We start from the raw sequence: 15,385 nt of genomic DNA on the forward strand, positions 1-15,385 counted from the left end.
AATCAATTGCTAATTCCAATTAGTTCATTTAATTTGTTATTTCTTTCAAGTTCGTATAGCTCGTCGCAACCTCCAATACTTTCTCCATTAATAAAAATTTGTGGAACAGTTCTTCGACCGCCTGCTCTTTCGGACATTTTTGTTCTTGCATCATTGTCTCCATCAATAGAATATTCTGTGAATTGGACTCCTTTTTCATTTAATAGTGCTTTTGCACGTAAGCAAAATGGGCAAAATCTCCAAGTGTACATTTCCACTGTAGTAATGCCTGAATCGTGAATTGATCTGTTCATTTATCGTTTTTTGGTTGATATGCTGATAGCTTTTAATGTATTAATTCTATTACCTCGCTTGCAAGACCTGACTGATTTTAAAAGAGACCTCTCTTTATTGACTGCTCGCTTGGCTACAGCCCAGGATTGTCTTTGACGAGCCTGCATTGCTAGCTAGAAAAAAGGACTTAGAGCAGGTTGCATCGCAACCTGAATTTTGGAACGATCCCCAAAATGCACAAAAACAGATGCGTCAACTTGATGAGGTTAAGGCTGAGCTAGAAAAACTCATTACTTGGAGAGGTGCTATTGAGGATGCAAATCTTTCGTTAGAGCTTAATGAGTTAGATCCAGATGAAGAAATGCTTGCGGAGGCTCATCATGGACTTGAGAAATTAAAGCAAGAACTTGAACGTTGGGAGATGGAGCGCCTCTTAAGTGGCACTTATGATAAAGATAGTGCAATTCTCTCAATTAATGCTGGTGCGGGCGGAACTGATGCCCAAGATTGGGCTCAAATGCTTCTAAGGATGTATACCCGTTGGGCTGAAAACAAAGGAATGAAAGTAATTATTAATGAACTTTCTGAGGGAGAGGAGGCGGGCATAAAAAGTGTCACTATCGAAATAGAAGGTGTATATGCTTATGGTTTTTTACAAAATGAAAAGGGGACCCATCGCTTAGTCAGAATTTCCCCTTTCAATGCAAATGGAAAGCGACAAACCAGTTTTGCTGGAGTTGAAGTTATGCCTAAACTTGATGAAGAGGTTGAACTTGAAATTCCAGAAAAAGATTTAGAAATTACGACAAGTCGCTCAGGTGGAGCAGGTGGACAAAATGTAAATAAAGTGGAAACTGCAGTTCGTATTCTTCATGTGCCTACGGGTATTGCAGTTAGATGTACACAAGAAAGGTCTCAGCTTCAAAATAAAGACAAAGCAATGACACTACTCAAATCAAAATTGATGGTGATAGCAGTAGAGCAAAGGGCTGCAGAGATTGCTGATATTCGAGGGGATATTGTAGAAGCTGCATGGGGCAATCAAATTAGAAATTATGTTTTTCACCCTTACCAGATGGTGAAAGATTTACGTACTGAACAAGAGACAACAGATGTAGATTCAGTAATGAATGGGGAAATAGATATTTTTATTCAGTCTCTTTTAAGGCAAAATATTGAAGAAGCATAAATTTATGGATATGAATAATAAAATTATTTCTGATGATGTCGCAAAGAATGCAACGCCACCTCCAAGTTTTGTCAAACTTGCGATGAAAAATATGGTTCGGAAAGGGAGTCAAAGCCTTTCTCATTTTGGTTTAACAGCTCTAGGTTTTCTTGGATTTATTCTTTTAGTTGCAGTGCTGGGGAAACCTCATATCCCGCAATAACTTTATGAAGAATTATTCGACTAGCTCGCATAAATTAGATGTAGATCTTTCTTTTACGCCTTTCCCTGTTCAAGATTTAGATGTCTTTGTGAACAGTGAGACTTTAGAGTTGATGGAAAATCCCACTAAATGGATTAAGGAGATAGGCAGTTGGATTAGATTTATCCAAGTAAATGAAACATTAAAGTGTCCGGAAATCGTCAGAAATGCATCTCAACTTAGCTTGGGTTTGGAATTAACTAATGATAAAAAAATTCTTGATTTGAATCTTGCCTGGCTCGGTCAATCAAAAAGTACAGATGTCCTTTCATTTCCCATTATTGACGAGACGTATTTTGGTGTAAGTAATGAATTTATCGAATTGGGGGATATAGTTATCTCCGTCCCTACAGCAATCAGACAAGCCAATAATAGTAATGCTGATTTATTTAGAGAACTTAGATGGCTAGCTACTCACGGCCTTTTACATCTTTTGGGCTGGGATCATAGTGACGAAGAGAGTTTAAATAAAATGCTTTTGATTCAAGAGCAACTTCTTGATGTAAGAGGTATTCTTTAAAATAAGAATGAAGATTTACAAATATGGTTCCTGAGATATCCAATGACTCTGAGAGAGAATTTAGGGACATGTCTAAAACTCTTCAAAGACTAAATAAAAGGTCATCTTGGAAGATAGCTAAAGATCTGCCAACTAGCTTTTTGTATGCAGCGAAAGGTTTAGGATATGCTTTCTCGACTCAGAGAAATTTTCGTATTCATGTTGGCTTTGCATTTGGAGCATTTGTTTTAGGCTATTTTTTAGGTCTTCATAAAAGTGATTTAGCAATAATGGCCCTTACAGCGACTAGTGTATTAGTAGTTGAATTGCTTAATACAGCGATTGAATCAGCTGTTGATTTGGCTATTGGGAAACGATTTCATCCTCTTGCGCAAATCGCTAAAGATTGTTCAGCTGGGGCAGTTTTAGTAGCTTCAATCAGTTCGGTGCTGATTGCTGTTTTACTATTATTTCCTCCATTACTAAAACAGTTAGGAATTTAATGGCTTGAAAATTATGTTTTTGGTGATCGACAACTATGACAGTTTCACTTATAACCTCGTTCAATATTTGGGCGAATTGGCTTCTCAGCATCCTATTGCATCAGAAGTAAGAGTCGAACGTAACGATGCTCTTACGATTAGTGAGATTAAAGATTTAAATCCTGATGCGATTTTGTTATCTCCTGGTCCAGGAGACCCTAATCAATCTGGAGTTTGTCTGGATATTTTATCTGAGCTATCAATAGAAATACCAACCCTTGGTGTCTGTCTTGGTCATCAAGCTATAACCCAAGCTTACGGTGGAAAAATAATCAGAGCCAAAGAGTTAATGCATGGTAAAACATCTAATGTTTTGCATAGAGGTACTGGAATATTTAAAGATTTGCCTAATCCCTTAGTAGCAACAAGGTACCATAGCTTAATTGCGGAGAGAGAGGGGTTCCCAGAATGCTTAGAGGTAATAGCCTGGCTTGAGGATGAGACAATTATGGGAATAACTCATAAAGATTATCCACACATATATGGGGTACAGTTCCATCCTGAGAGTGTTTTGACCGAATCTGGTCATAAGTTACTTTCGAATTTCTTGGATTTAGCAGAAGCAAACTAGACTGTCTCAGATCTGTAGACATTACTAATTAATCTTAATTATATGTCATCGATAATCTTGAAAGCTGACCAGAATCTTTTCATCTGCTCAATTGTTCCAATGCTCACTCTGATAGAGCCTTTTAAATTTTTTTTCTTATCCATATTTCTAATTAAGATTCCAGATGACTTTAACTTTTTCTCAACTTGTTTTGGATTGGATTTTGGCCAAAGTAGAAAATAATTTCCTCCAGCAATATGATGCTTAACGTGGTACTTTTCAAATTGATCTTTAATCCAATTACGAGCCTCAAGTACTTCGTTCACATATGAATCAATATAGGATTGATCTTTAAGTGCTGCAAAAGCAGCAATCACAGCAAATCTATTGACATCATAAGGACCAGTGACTCTATTAACTATATTAATTACTTTAGAATTACCAATAGCAAATCCAATTCTTAAACTTGCCAAACCAGCAGTTTTAGAAAGTGATCTTAATACAACAAGATTAGGTGTCTTTTGGAAACTTACAAATGGTAGAACACTATCACCAGTAAACGCCTCATAAAGTTCATCGACAACTACAAGTGTTTTAGATGAAATTTTGGTAATTTCAATAATTCTTTCTGGGCTTAATCTTGTTCCAGTGGGGTTGTTGGGGTTACAGATGAGTAAAATTTTCGGATTATTTTGAGTAATGAATTTGCAAATACTATCAAATGGATATTGAAAATCTTTACCTTCATAAGGTATTGAGTTTATTTTCATTCCTCGCATTTGTGCGCAAGGAGTATAATATCCAAAAGTAGGCGATGTTGTTAGCATAAGATCATCAAAGTCGCCATAGGCATGAAAAATAGCATTTATTGCTGCATCTACTCCATTAAAAATACCAACTTCAGATGAGTTTATATTCACGCTTGAATTTTGTTTGATGAGAGTTTCTACTACTTTTTCTGTTAAACCTGAGTATTCAGGATAAATAGAGATTTCATTTCTGCTTATTTCTCTGAGAGATCTAATTACTAGTGGGCTAGGACCAATAGTGTTTTCATTAAAGTCTAGTCTCAGTAAATTACGTCTTCCTTCCAGTGGCGCTGAATATGGCTGTAAACCCTCGATATCTTTCCTGGGATTTGGTAGATCAATAAATGATTTTTCTGTTTTTTCCATTACATTCTTTCCAGAGTAGGGATGCCTAACAAACTCATCCCAAGTTTAAGTGTATCTGCAGTGATAGAACATAAAGCAAGTCTACTGGTTCTTGAAGGTTCACTTGCTTTTAAAATAGGAACTTGATCATAAAATCTGTTAAAGATTTGACTTAATTCAAATAAATACCCGCATAGACGATTAGGAAGCAGTTCTTTTTCTACTTCAGCGATCGTACAATCAAGTTGTAATAGCTTGCGAATTAAGGCCCATTCTTGTGGTTCATTGAACTGAATATTTTGACTTGATACATTTAAATCCCCACCTTTGCGAGATATTCCGGCGATTCGTACCAATGCATAAAGTAAATATGGTGCTGTATTCCCCTGTAACGAGAGCATCTTATCAAAACTAAATTGGTAATTAGAAACTCTATTTTGACTTAGATCTGCATACTTGATGGCTGCGATCCCGACAGTCGTAGAAACTTTATCTATGAAACTTTCATTTTCGGCTCTATTTTCAATATTGAGACGATCTTTAAGATCTTCTCTTGCTCGTTGAATTGCTTCATCCAAAAGATCTACTAGTCTAATTGTTTCTCCAGAACGAGTTTTTAACTTCTTACCATCTTCTCCTTGAACCAGGCCAAAGGGGACATGCTCAATTTGACAATCTGTAGGAATCCAATTTGCAAGCTTTGCAATTTGAAAAACCCCAGAGAAATGTGATGCTTGCCCAGCATCTGTGACATAAATCAACCGGAATGCTCCATCTCCATGCGGGGGAGTGGTTAATCTGTATTTAATCGCTGCCAAATCAGTGGTTGCATAATTAAAACCTCCGTCACTTTTCTGAATAATTATGGGTTGAGGGTTGCCATCTTTTCCTATTACGCCATCAAGGAAAATACATTGAGCTCCCTGATCATTTATTAGTAAATTTTTATTTTTTAAATCATTAATAACATCTACTAAAAATTTGTTATAAAAGGATTCACCTCTTTCAATTAGCTTGATATCAAGTCGATCGTAGATCTTTTGAAATTCTTTTCTAGATTGTTTACAGAGTAATTGCCATGCAACTAGACTTTCTTGATTACCTGCTTGTAAATTAACAACCTCATTTCTTGATTTATTTTGAAAGATTTGATCTTCATCAAATCTTTTTTTTGCTTGACGATAAAAATTCACGAGATCGCTTATTTCTACTACATCTTTTGTATGGAGTGCCTCTGGTACAACCTCTTTTAGATGAGTTATGAGCATGCCAAATTGTGTACCCCAGTCCCCTACATGATTGAGTCGTAAGACTTCATAGCCGCAGAATTCAAGAATTCGTGCTAAGGAGTCTCCAATAATTGTTGATCGTAAGTGCCCAACATGCATTTCTTTAGCAATATTTGGACTGGAGAAATCAATAATAACGCGATTATTGTTTTTTCCATCTTCTCTTTTTTTACTACTGAATTTTTTTTTAGGTACTCCCAATCTTCGATCATTTAGACGAAAATGGATTTCCGATATGAGTGTTTTTGAATTTATAGATAGGTTTATGAAACCTGGATCTGCAATCAGTGGTGGATTACATATTTTAACGAAATCATCATCTTTTTGTAGCTGAGTAGCTATTTGTTGTGCGATTTCACGAGGATGTTGTTTTATTTCTTTTGCTAGTGATAAAGCACAATTTATTTGGAAATCTCCAAATTCTGGCTTGGATGCGGTGACTATATTAGAACCAGTAAGTATAGAAGAAGTTTTTGAACTGCGATCCTCTTCTGGGAATACTTTGACGAAAGCTCTATTTAGGGCTTCTTCCAATTTGGCGGATATTGTAATCATGATGTTTATGGTTAGGTAGATACTTTTAAGATTTTTTAGTCAAAGCGCATACTGAAATCTATCCATTTGCTTTTAGTAATTGATGCACTAGTTGAGATCAGATCAATACCTGTAAAAATATAGTCTGATAAATTATTTGGGTTGACACCAGAAACTTCAATAACAAAATTTCGTGAGACATATTTGGAATTACTATTTTTTGAAAGTTGACGTAATTCTGGAACTAATTTCACTATGGTTTGAATAGACATTTCATCAAGTAAAACTCCATCAGCGCCAGCCTCTACAGCTTCTTTTGCTTGGGAGGGAGTTTCTGCTTCGACTATTATTTTTTTTGTCCATGGAATAGTATTTTTTAATATTTTGATACTCTCGCTAATCCCCTGAGACCATTCAATATGATTCTCTTTCAACATGGCAGCATCATCTAATCCAAGTCTGTGATTAATTCCGCCACCACAACGAAAAGCATATTTTTCGAATATTCTCATACCTGGAGTCGTTTTACGGGTGTCTGCTAACTTCATATTGGATCCTGATAGTTTAGTTACAAGTAAAGCTGTCGATGTGGCAATACCAGAAAGATGCATGGCTATATTCAGAGTTACTCGCTCTCCTGCTACTAAAGAAGAGGAGGACCCTTTTAATTCTAGAAGTCTTTGATTTTTTTCAAACTTCTGACCATCTTCTATTAGAAGTTGAATATCAACTTGGGGATCAATTTTTTTGAATATTAGTTTGACTAGATCTCCACCACAAAAAGTTCCATCCTCTTTTGCAACCCAATGAGCTGATGCACTTCTGTTGTTGAGGACAAATCTTGTGAGATCTCCATCACCGAGATCTTCCTCAATCCAGGTGTCTAAAATTTTATGTAGCTTTGGTGAGCGAAGATCCACGATACAACAAATACATTTATTACTATACCAATCCTAAAAGCATTTATAAAAAATATCTTTTTCTATTTTTAATTTCATGTACTTATCTTTCTCTCAAATATTTTTAAGAAAATAGAAACTTTTAAAATTTATTTTTGTGATATGTTAATAATATGCTTTAATTAACTTATTCTCTACTGGTTGGATCAGGTGGACGTTGTTCATAGTGTGAATATTATGGTTGCCATATTGATTGGAGGAGTTTGCTATTACTTATATTATATTTTTACAATCGACAACAATTAATATATAAAAAATCGCTTGATTACTTACCTATACAGAATTTTGAAAATATATTATCAAGTAAGCTTTCTGTTAAATCTTCTCCTGTTAGTTCTCCTAAAGAATTAATAGCTTGTCTTAAATCAATCGTCCAGAAATCCCATGGTAACTTTTCATCAAAAACTTTATTAACATTTTCTAAGGATTCCATGGTTGATTTTGCTAGATCAAGTTGTCTTTCATTTAGCGCAATATCCAATCCGTGCGTTTGAGAAGAACCACATATTTTTAGTAGGTAATTAATTAGATCGTATTCTCCATTTCCGGTTTTTGCACTTATAATCACTAGATTTTCTTTTTCTAATAAATATTTTGGAACTTTTTTTAAAGATTGATTATTCTCTAAATCAGATTTATTTCCAACAATCAAGTGTGGAATATTTATTGGTAATTGTTTTAGTATTAATTCATCCTCGCTAGTCCATCCGCTTGAATAATCAAAGATTAATATGATGAGATTAGCTTGAATTAAGGCTTTTTTAGTTTTAGAAATACCAATTTTTTCGATGATATTTTTAGTCTCTCTGAGACCTGCTGTATCAATAAAAGTTACTGGTATTCCCTCTAAGACAATCTCACTTTCCAGAAGATCTCTAGTAGTTCCAGGCAGGTCAGTCACAATGGCTTTTTCTTGCTTGGAAAGCCTATTCAGTAAAGAGCTTTTCCCTACATTAGGCTTCCCAGCTAGTGCAACTTTTAGGCCAGAACGAACCCAAGATCCTCTTTTAGCATTATCAATGAGTTCGCTAAGGTCTTTTTTGATTGCGATAATTTCATTCTTTACATGTCTTTCATCTAAAATTGGAAGATCTTCTTCAAAATCTATTCTTGCTTCAATTTCCGTTAGTTGCTCAATCAATCGTTTCCTGATTGATTGAATCGTAGTTTGAATATTTCCTTCAATTCCATTAATCGCTAGTTCTGCTGCTTTTCGACTTCTTGCTGATACCATTTCACTAATTGATTCTGCTTGAGTCAGGCTAAGACGACCATTAAGTACTGCTCGTTGGCTAAACTCCCCTGGTTCTGCCCTTCGAACGCTTGGAATATCCAGTATCCTTTCAAGGATCTTCTGGACTGCAATGATTCCACCATGGCAATGAATTTCTACTACGTCTTCACCTGTAAAGCTTCGCGGCCCTTTCATTATTAGTATTAATACCTCATCGATATATATTTTCTGATTTGCTTCGACTACATGTCCGTAAAGCACTTTGTGAGTGCTCCAATCGTGCGTTCCAGGAATATGAACAATGGTTTTAGTTATCTCAATTGCTGCGGAGCCAGAGATCCTTATGACAGCGATACTTCCTTGGCCGGGGGAAACGGCAGTCGCAATTGCAGCAATAGTATCTTCAGTAGGGGAAAACGAATTCATTAAGCAATAATCATGCAATCTTCACTAAGATCAAATCTAGGATTCTTTTTTGGACCAAGATTTTTTAAAATATGAAAAAAATCTTCCTAAATCTAATACAAAGAATTCGTAAATTTATTTCTTGGCTCTGGAATCAGGAAGGTTCTCCCTCTCAGAGAGCATTAGGCTTGGGGGTGGGGATATTTAGTGGTTGCTTTCCATTCTTTGGTTTACAAACTTTGATGGGTGTGTTTTTAGCAAAAATTTTTAATGGAAATAGTATTTTAGCGGCTATTGGAACTTGGATTAGCAATCCATTTACTTATGTTCCTCTTTATTATTTTAATTATAGACTAGGATCTTTCATCCTCAATAAAGATAAAAATATCGTTGATTTTAGCTATATAACTACTAATGAATTGTGGTCTCAAGGTTGGTACTTGAGTTCTCGGCTGATGATTGGCTCGATATGTATGGGTCTTTTAACTGGAATCCTTAGTGGACTTGGTTTGTATTTTTTACTTAAAAAACATTCTAAAAAAATTTAAATTTCTATCTATTAGATTTTATTGATTTGTTGTCAACATTCTTTCGGAGTATTTTAAATGCTAATTAATTCCTGTTCTAGCAATATCTAATACATCTACCATTGAACGTATTTGATTGATAGTAATTTCTAATTGATTAACACTTTCCAGTTCAACTCTAAGATCTATACACGCGGGTTTCCCATGAGATGTCTTAACTCTTGCGTCGATTACATTAATACCTCTATCAGAAAGTCTCATTGATATGTCTTTAAGTACTCCAACTCTATCAATGACTTCAATCCTTAATTGAATAGGAAATTTCTCTTCTTTGGTATGTGTACTGCTATTCCACTTGACTGATAGTCTTCTGTTATTAGGTACTGATTGTATATTGACACAGTTAGTTCGATGTATAGTGATTCCATGATTGCCAAGTGCAACTGTTCCAAGTATTGATTCTCCTGGTAAAGGGCTGCAACATCCCCCTAGTCGATAGTCAAGCCCTTCTAAGCCAACTATAGGCGAATATTTTGTTTGAGGTGTTTTTGATTTGTTTGAAGCTAGATTTGCTTGTGATCCAATTTGGTTGGCTAGCTCTATATCGCTCAATTCAGTCTCAGGTAGCTGGTTTTGTATTTTCATTTCTTCTCTAAATCTATTAATCACTTGATGTAGGGTTAATGCCCCAAATCCAAGTGCAGATAATAAATCTTCTGTGGATTTTAGATTACATCTCTCAGCAACTTTTGTTATTGCATCTCCTTTTAGTAAATTATCAATTCCTTTACGGCCAAATTCTTGTTCAAGTAGTTCCTTCCCTCTTGATATTGTTTCTTGACGATGACTTTTTTTATACCATTGTCTAATGCGATTTCTTGCTGTCGGCGTGGCTACATAGTTTAACCAATCTAAACTTGGATGAGAGCTTTTGTGAGTGAGGATCTCAACGAAATCTCCATTTTCAAGAGGTGTTGATAGCACGCAAAGACGATCATTAATTCTAGCACCATTGCAATGATTCCCTACTTCAGAGTGAATGCGATAAGCAAAATCGATTGCTGTTGAACCGTTCCTTAATCCCAAAACATCTCCTTTTGGAGTAAAAACAAAAACTTCTTCATCAAATAAATCTTCTTTAATTGATGCAAGGTAGTCATTATGATCATCAACGCCATCTTCTTGTTGCCATTCAACTAATTGGCGTAGCCAATTAAATTTTTCTGAATCAGGATGAGCCGGTGATCCTCCTTCTTTGTACTTCCAGTGAGCTGCAATTCCAAATTCTGAAACTCTATGCATTTCTGGAGTCCTGATCTGTACCTCAATAGGCCTGTGCCTGCCAATTACAGCTGTATGTAGTGATTGGTAGCCATTTGGCTTTGGGAGGCCTATATAGTCTTTAAATCGCCCAGGTATTGGCCTAAATGTGTCATGGACAACAGCAAGAGCTCGATAACATGTCTCGACATCTGAGACAAGGATTCTAAGAGCAGCCACATCAAAGATCTCATGAAATTCTTTTTGTTGTCGTTGCATTTTGCTCCATATTCCATATAAATGCTTTGGCCTTCCGCTAACTTCGCATTGGCTAAGTCCTGCTGAGCTCAAGCGATCTTTTAGTTGTTGAACAGTTATATTTAGTCTCTCTTCTCTTTCACTACGTTTACTAGCTATTTGTTGTTGAATTTCTCGGAAGGGATCTGGCTCTAAAAGTTTAAATGCTAGGTCCTCTAGTTCCCATTTAAACCGTCCTATTCCTAAACGGTTTGCGAGTGGAGCATAAATTTCTCTCGTTTCTTTAGCTATTCGAGTTTGCTTCTCTTTGTCTAAGTAACTAATAGTTCTCATATTGTGAAGCCTATCTGCGAGCTTTACAAGTACAACACGAATATCGCTAGCCATAGCTAGAAACATTTTACGTAAGTTTTCTGCTTGAGCTTCTGTTCGATTATTAAAATGGATCCCGCCTAATTTAGTCACACCTTCAACTAGATATCTAACTTCACTGCCAAAATACCCCTCCAATTGTGCTGGTGTTATGTCTGTATCTTCGACGACGTCATGTAAAAAACCCGCTGCAATTACACTAGCGCTTGCACCTATTTCTCTTAGTAAGTCAGCTACTGCAACTGGATGGGTTATGTAAGGTTCACCACTTTTTCTGTATTGCCCTTTATGCAATTGAAATGCAAGATCAAAAGCGGCAACTAAAAGTGCTTCAGAATCTCTTGGACAACTTGCTCCTAACCCCGGCGGAATATTTTCAATGCAATTTTCTAACCACTCTGGCAAAATAATTTCATAATCATCAATATGTTTGATCTGATGAGTTCTAAGTTGAGGCTGGCCATCAAAAAATTCATCACAGACGCTATGAGTCTGGCTTGAATTTTGTGCAGAGGTGACTTTAGGCATCAGCACCGGAGCTTAATTTATTTTATTCAAACTCAACATTTCTTGCTACCTTTTTATGAATAATTCATTAAAAGAAGTTCTAAAGATAAATAAACTAAATGCTATTTATCCAAATACTACTACTTACGTGTTAAAAGGATTAAATCTCAAGATGAATCGTGGTGATAGGCTTGCATTGATTGGAAGTTCAGGATGTGGAAAAAGTACTGTTGCTAAGGCAGTAACGCAGCTTCTTCCTAATGGATGTGTTTGTGAGGGTGAGATTGTTTTAAATGGAACAAATTTATTGGACCAAGATAAGGTTTATTTTCAAACTATTCGAGGGAAAGAGGTTGGGTTGATTTTTCAGGATCCAATGTCACGTTTAAATCCTTTAATGACTGTTGGTGATCATTTGGTTGATACTTTTAAAGCGCATGATAATTCTGAACCAATTAATAACTTAGTAAGAAAAGCTAAAAGCTTATTAGAAAAAGTTGGAATAGATCCTTTAAGATTTAATTCATTTCCACATGAATTTAGCGGAGGGATGCGACAACGTGTAGCAATTGCTTTGGCAATTTGTTTAAAACCTCCTTTGATAATAGCTGATGAACCTACTACTAGTTTAGATACAATAGTAGCTGATCAAATCATGAGTGAATTGAGTTTACTTTGTGATGAGATTGGAACTGCTTTACTATTAATTAGTCATGATTTATCTTTGGCATATAAATGGTGTAATAGAATTGCAATACTTGATTGTGGGCAAATAGTAGAATCTGGAAATATTAAAGAGATAGTTGCTGATCCAAAAACGGATATTGCTCAAAGATTAATTGATTCAGGAAGAATTTTAGAGGGCTCTGAGAGAGAAATAATGAATAGAAATACTTCATTATTGAGAGTAAATAGATTACGTTGCTGGCATCATTCAGGCTTTTGGCCCTTCAACTTCGTTTGGTTGAAAGCAGTTAATGAAGTTACCTTTTCTCTATATGAAGGCGAAACTCTTGGTATCGTAGGGCCATCAGGATGTGGTAAGAGCACTTTATGTAGAGCGTTGACTGGTCTATTGCCTACAAGAGGTGGAAGTGTTTTTTTTCTTGGAAAGAATATTTCAACTATCAATAGAAAATCTTTAAAACAATTACGTAAATATATTCAGATTATTTTTCAAGATCCTTCTGCTTCTTTGAATCCTAAGATGTCAGTAATGGATGCAATTATAGATCCAATTCTTATCCATAAATTGTTAAGCCGATCTCAAGCCAGAGAAAGAGCTCGCAATCTTTTAGAACTAGTTGGTTTAGCACCCACAGCAATGTATGAAAAACGTTTACCTTCTCAACTTTCAGGCGGTCAACAGCAAAGAGTAGCTATTGCAAGAGCACTGGCACTGAGTCCCAAAATACTTATTTGTGATGAAAGTGTCAGTATGTTAGATACAGAAATTCAAGCTGAAGTTTTGGAGTTACTACGCTCTTTGCAAGAAAAATTAAAACTGTCTTTATTGTTCATAACACATGATTTATCAGTTGCGGCAGGCTTTTGTCATAGAGTGTTAGTTTTTGATAAGGGGAAGATTATCGAAGAGAATTCTGGTAAAAATTTGTTAAATCATCCTCAAAAATACTTAACACAAAAAATGGTCAAGGCATGTCCTAGACTTCCGAAATAATATTATTTTTTAAGTTGTAATACTTTTAAAAGTCGTTCAAAATCTTTAGGCAATGGAGCTGTGAATTTCATTTTTTCTAATGTTATTGGGTGTATTAAACCCAATTCAATTGCATGTAATGCTTGGCCACCAAGTTTAATAGGTAATTTTTTGCACCTACTGTAAGTTTGGTCTCCAATAATAGGATGACCTATATGTGAACTATGAACACGAATTTGATGCGTTCTACCTGTATCAAGTTTGAATTTAAGAAGAGAAAAATTACCTAGATTTTCAATTAATTTCCAATGTGTGCAAGCATATCTACCAGATTCTTTATCAACTACAGCATATTTTTTTCTATCTTTTGGATGTCGGCCAATACACCCGACAATCATACCTTGATTGTCTTTAATAGCTCCATGGACAATAGCAATATAATTTCTTGAGGCTACTCTTTTTTGTATTTGAATTTGTAGTTTAACTAAGGCTTCTTGAGTTTTTGCTACAACAATGCATCCAGTTGTATCTTTATCTAAACGATGAACTATTCCAGGTCGTAATTTACCGCCTATACCAGGCAAGTCTGGACAATGATTGATTAATCCATTGACCAAAGTTCCTGATTTATTTCCTGGTGCTGGATGAACTGCTATTCCAGCTGTTTTATTAATGACTATTAAATGAGCATCTTCATACAAAATATCTAAATCAATTTCTTCTGGTTTTAAGTAAGGAAGAGGCTCAGGTGGTGGAACCCAAAGTTGAACTATGTCACCTGGCCTAACGGGAGTTTTTGCTTTTCCAGTTTTACCATTTACTCTTGCGAACCCAGCTTCAATGAATTTCTGAATATGAGCTCTACTTTGTTCGGCTCGTTGGCTTACCAGCCATCTATCAAGCCGCATAGGCAAAGGTTTCTTATATTCACCCTCAAATAATTCACCTGGGCCCTGCCCATATGCTTGCTTGATTTCTTTATCCATTAGGGCAGTTCAAGAGAGATATTGCCCAATAAACTTTTACGAAAATCATCAAGTATTCTTTGAGACATTCTTCGAGTATCTCCAGAAGTGTGACGTTCTGCGGCTGAAAGTAGCCATAAAGATTTGTCTTTAATGGTTTTATTGACAAATATTCCATATCTACTTTGAAGACACATTGACTTGATCCCCGATTCTTGGATATTTTCTAATGTGTCAAGAAGTTTCATAAAGTTAATGGCTACCTCTTCAGTATCGTATGCGGCTTGACCAATGTCATCACAAATAGCCAGTTTTAATGCGGCATTTTGATCTTCAAATCTAGGTGGTAGAACTCCAGGAGCATCCAATAGATCCAGATCTTGTCCTAATCTTACCCACCTCAAACTTCTCGTGACCCCTGGTTTTCTTGAGCTAGATACAACATTTTTTTTAACTAATCTGTTAATGAGAGCAGATTTTCCAACATTTGGAAAACCAAGAGTTAGAGCTCTAATTGCACGATTTTTCATTCCTCGCTCAAGACGTCTTTGATTTAACTCTTGCCCAGCACGAATAGCAGCCTGTTTTATTTGGAGAACGCCTGTTCCAGCTTTTGCATCACACCACCATGGGACTTTCCCCTCAGATCTTAATTGTTTATCCCATGCTTGATAGGCATTTACACTGATCATGTCTTTTCTATTAAGAACCAATATTTGCTTCTTTCCTTTTAACCATTTTTGGAGATATGGATGTGAAGTGGCAAGGGGTATTCTTGCGTCTCGCACTTCGAAAACCAAATCAACTTTATTCAGATTCTCCTTTAATTGTTTTTCTGCTTTAGCAATATGCCCTGGATACCATTGTATTAGTTGCTTGTTCACGGAAGTTTAAAAATAATTTGGTTGAAAGTGATTAATCTAAAAATTGTAAAAGTTGATTTTTGATTTATTTTGGAAGTGCAGTT

General features: G+C 35.8%; 15 protein-coding genes. 7 read left to right on the top strand and 8 right to left on the bottom strand.

The window, feature by feature from the left end; translation table 11 throughout:
- Window positions 1-2: 2 nt before the first annotated feature.
- The gene (gene grxC, locus AC6EIZ_RS09215) at window positions 3-293 is read right to left on the bottom strand and encodes a glutaredoxin 3 (RefSeq protein ID WP_498510683.1); all 291 of its coding nucleotides are present in this window, start codon (window positions 291-293) and stop codon (window positions 3-5) included.
- Window positions 294-351: 58 nt separating this feature from the next.
- Between grxC and prfB the strand changes: the two genes are divergently transcribed.
- The 5 genes from prfB to AC6EIZ_RS09240 all read left to right on the top strand — a co-directional run bounded on the left by prfB (window position 352) and on the right by AC6EIZ_RS09240 (window position 3,315).
- Window positions 352-1,462, top strand: a protein-coding gene (gene prfB, locus AC6EIZ_RS09220) for a peptide chain release factor 2 (protein WP_498513251.1) whose coding sequence is annotated in 2 segments (ribosomal slippage) — window positions 352-426 and window positions 428-1,462 — 1,110 coding nt in all. Because the reading frame shifts where the segments join, the coding sequence is not laid out codon by codon here.
- 10 nt (window positions 1,463-1,472) lie between these two features.
- Complete coding sequence (locus AC6EIZ_RS09225) at window positions 1,473-1,664, top strand: DUF3285 domain-containing protein (RefSeq protein ID WP_498510684.1); 192 nt, start codon at window positions 1,473-1,475, stop codon at window positions 1,662-1,664.
- Between the two features lie 4 nt (window positions 1,665-1,668).
- On the top strand, window positions 1,669-2,223 hold the full coding sequence (gene ybeY / locus AC6EIZ_RS09230) for an rRNA maturation RNase YbeY (protein WP_498510686.1): 555 nt from the start codon (window positions 1,669-1,671) through the stop codon (window positions 2,221-2,223).
- Between the two features lie 23 nt (window positions 2,224-2,246).
- Window positions 2,247-2,705, top strand: coding sequence for a diacylglycerol kinase family protein (locus tag AC6EIZ_RS09235; protein ID WP_498510688.1), 459 nt, complete (start codon window positions 2,247-2,249; stop codon window positions 2,703-2,705).
- Between the two features lie 13 nt (window positions 2,706-2,718).
- Complete coding sequence (locus AC6EIZ_RS09240) at window positions 2,719-3,315, top strand: anthranilate synthase component II (protein WP_498510690.1); 597 nt, start codon at window positions 2,719-2,721, stop codon at window positions 3,313-3,315.
- A 38-nt stretch (window positions 3,316-3,353) separates the two neighbouring features.
- Here the strand turns inward: AC6EIZ_RS09240 and AC6EIZ_RS09245 are convergent, their stop codons facing one another.
- From AC6EIZ_RS09245 to mnmE, 4 genes are all read right to left on the bottom strand, one after another.
- On the bottom strand, window positions 3,354-4,469 hold the full coding sequence (locus tag AC6EIZ_RS09245) for a pyridoxal phosphate-dependent aminotransferase (RefSeq protein ID WP_498510692.1): 1,116 nt from the start codon (window positions 4,467-4,469) through the stop codon (window positions 3,354-3,356).
- Window positions 4,469-6,292, bottom strand: coding sequence for an arginine--tRNA ligase (argS, locus tag AC6EIZ_RS09250; protein ID WP_498510694.1), 1,824 nt, complete (start codon window positions 6,290-6,292; stop codon window positions 4,469-4,471). The genes AC6EIZ_RS09245 and argS overlap by 1 nt, the downstream gene beginning before the upstream one ends.
- A gap of 35 nt (window positions 6,293-6,327) precedes the next feature.
- Window positions 6,328-7,191 carry a carboxylating nicotinate-nucleotide diphosphorylase gene (nadC, locus tag AC6EIZ_RS09255; protein ID WP_498510696.1) on the bottom strand — a complete coding sequence of 288 codons (864 nt, stop codon included), beginning with the start codon at window positions 7,189-7,191 and terminating at the stop codon, window positions 6,328-6,330.
- 304 nt (window positions 7,192-7,495) lie between these two features.
- Window positions 7,496-8,890, bottom strand: coding sequence for a tRNA uridine-5-carboxymethylaminomethyl(34) synthesis GTPase MnmE (mnmE, locus tag AC6EIZ_RS09260; protein WP_498510698.1), 1,395 nt, complete (start codon window positions 8,888-8,890; stop codon window positions 7,496-7,498).
- Window positions 8,891-8,961: 71 nt separating this feature from the next.
- Here mnmE and AC6EIZ_RS09265 point away from each other — a divergent pair, with 71 nt between their 5' ends.
- Complete coding sequence (locus AC6EIZ_RS09265) at window positions 8,962-9,417, top strand: DUF2062 domain-containing protein (RefSeq protein WP_498510699.1); 456 nt, start codon at window positions 8,962-8,964, stop codon at window positions 9,415-9,417.
- Between the two features lie 60 nt (window positions 9,418-9,477).
- Here AC6EIZ_RS09265 and AC6EIZ_RS09270 read toward each other — a convergent pair whose 3' ends face one another.
- Window positions 9,478-11,814, bottom strand: coding sequence for a RelA/SpoT family protein (locus tag AC6EIZ_RS09270; RefSeq protein ID WP_498513252.1), 2,337 nt, complete (start codon window positions 11,812-11,814; stop codon window positions 9,478-9,480).
- Window positions 11,815-11,869: 55 nt separating this feature from the next.
- Between AC6EIZ_RS09270 and AC6EIZ_RS09275 the strand changes: the two genes are divergently transcribed.
- The gene (locus AC6EIZ_RS09275) at window positions 11,870-13,474 is read left to right on the top strand and encodes an ABC transporter ATP-binding protein (protein ID WP_498510701.1); all 1,605 of its coding nucleotides are present in this window, start codon (window positions 11,870-11,872) and stop codon (window positions 13,472-13,474) included.
- 2 nt (window positions 13,475-13,476) lie between these two features.
- Here the strand turns inward: AC6EIZ_RS09275 and AC6EIZ_RS09280 are convergent, their stop codons facing one another.
- Both AC6EIZ_RS09280 and ylqF read right to left on the bottom strand, forming a co-directional pair.
- Window positions 13,477-14,439: an RluA family pseudouridine synthase gene (locus tag AC6EIZ_RS09280; protein ID WP_498510703.1), complete on the bottom strand. Its 963-nt coding sequence runs from the start codon at window positions 14,437-14,439 to the stop codon at window positions 13,477-13,479.
- Window positions 14,439-15,302, bottom strand: coding sequence for a ribosome biogenesis GTPase YlqF (ylqF, locus tag AC6EIZ_RS09285; protein WP_498510705.1), 864 nt, complete (start codon window positions 15,300-15,302; stop codon window positions 14,439-14,441). The genes AC6EIZ_RS09280 and ylqF overlap by 1 nt, the downstream gene beginning before the upstream one ends.
- Window positions 15,303-15,385 lie beyond the last annotated feature (83 nt).

This window comes from Prochlorococcus sp. G4PB16, assembly GCF_059772465.1.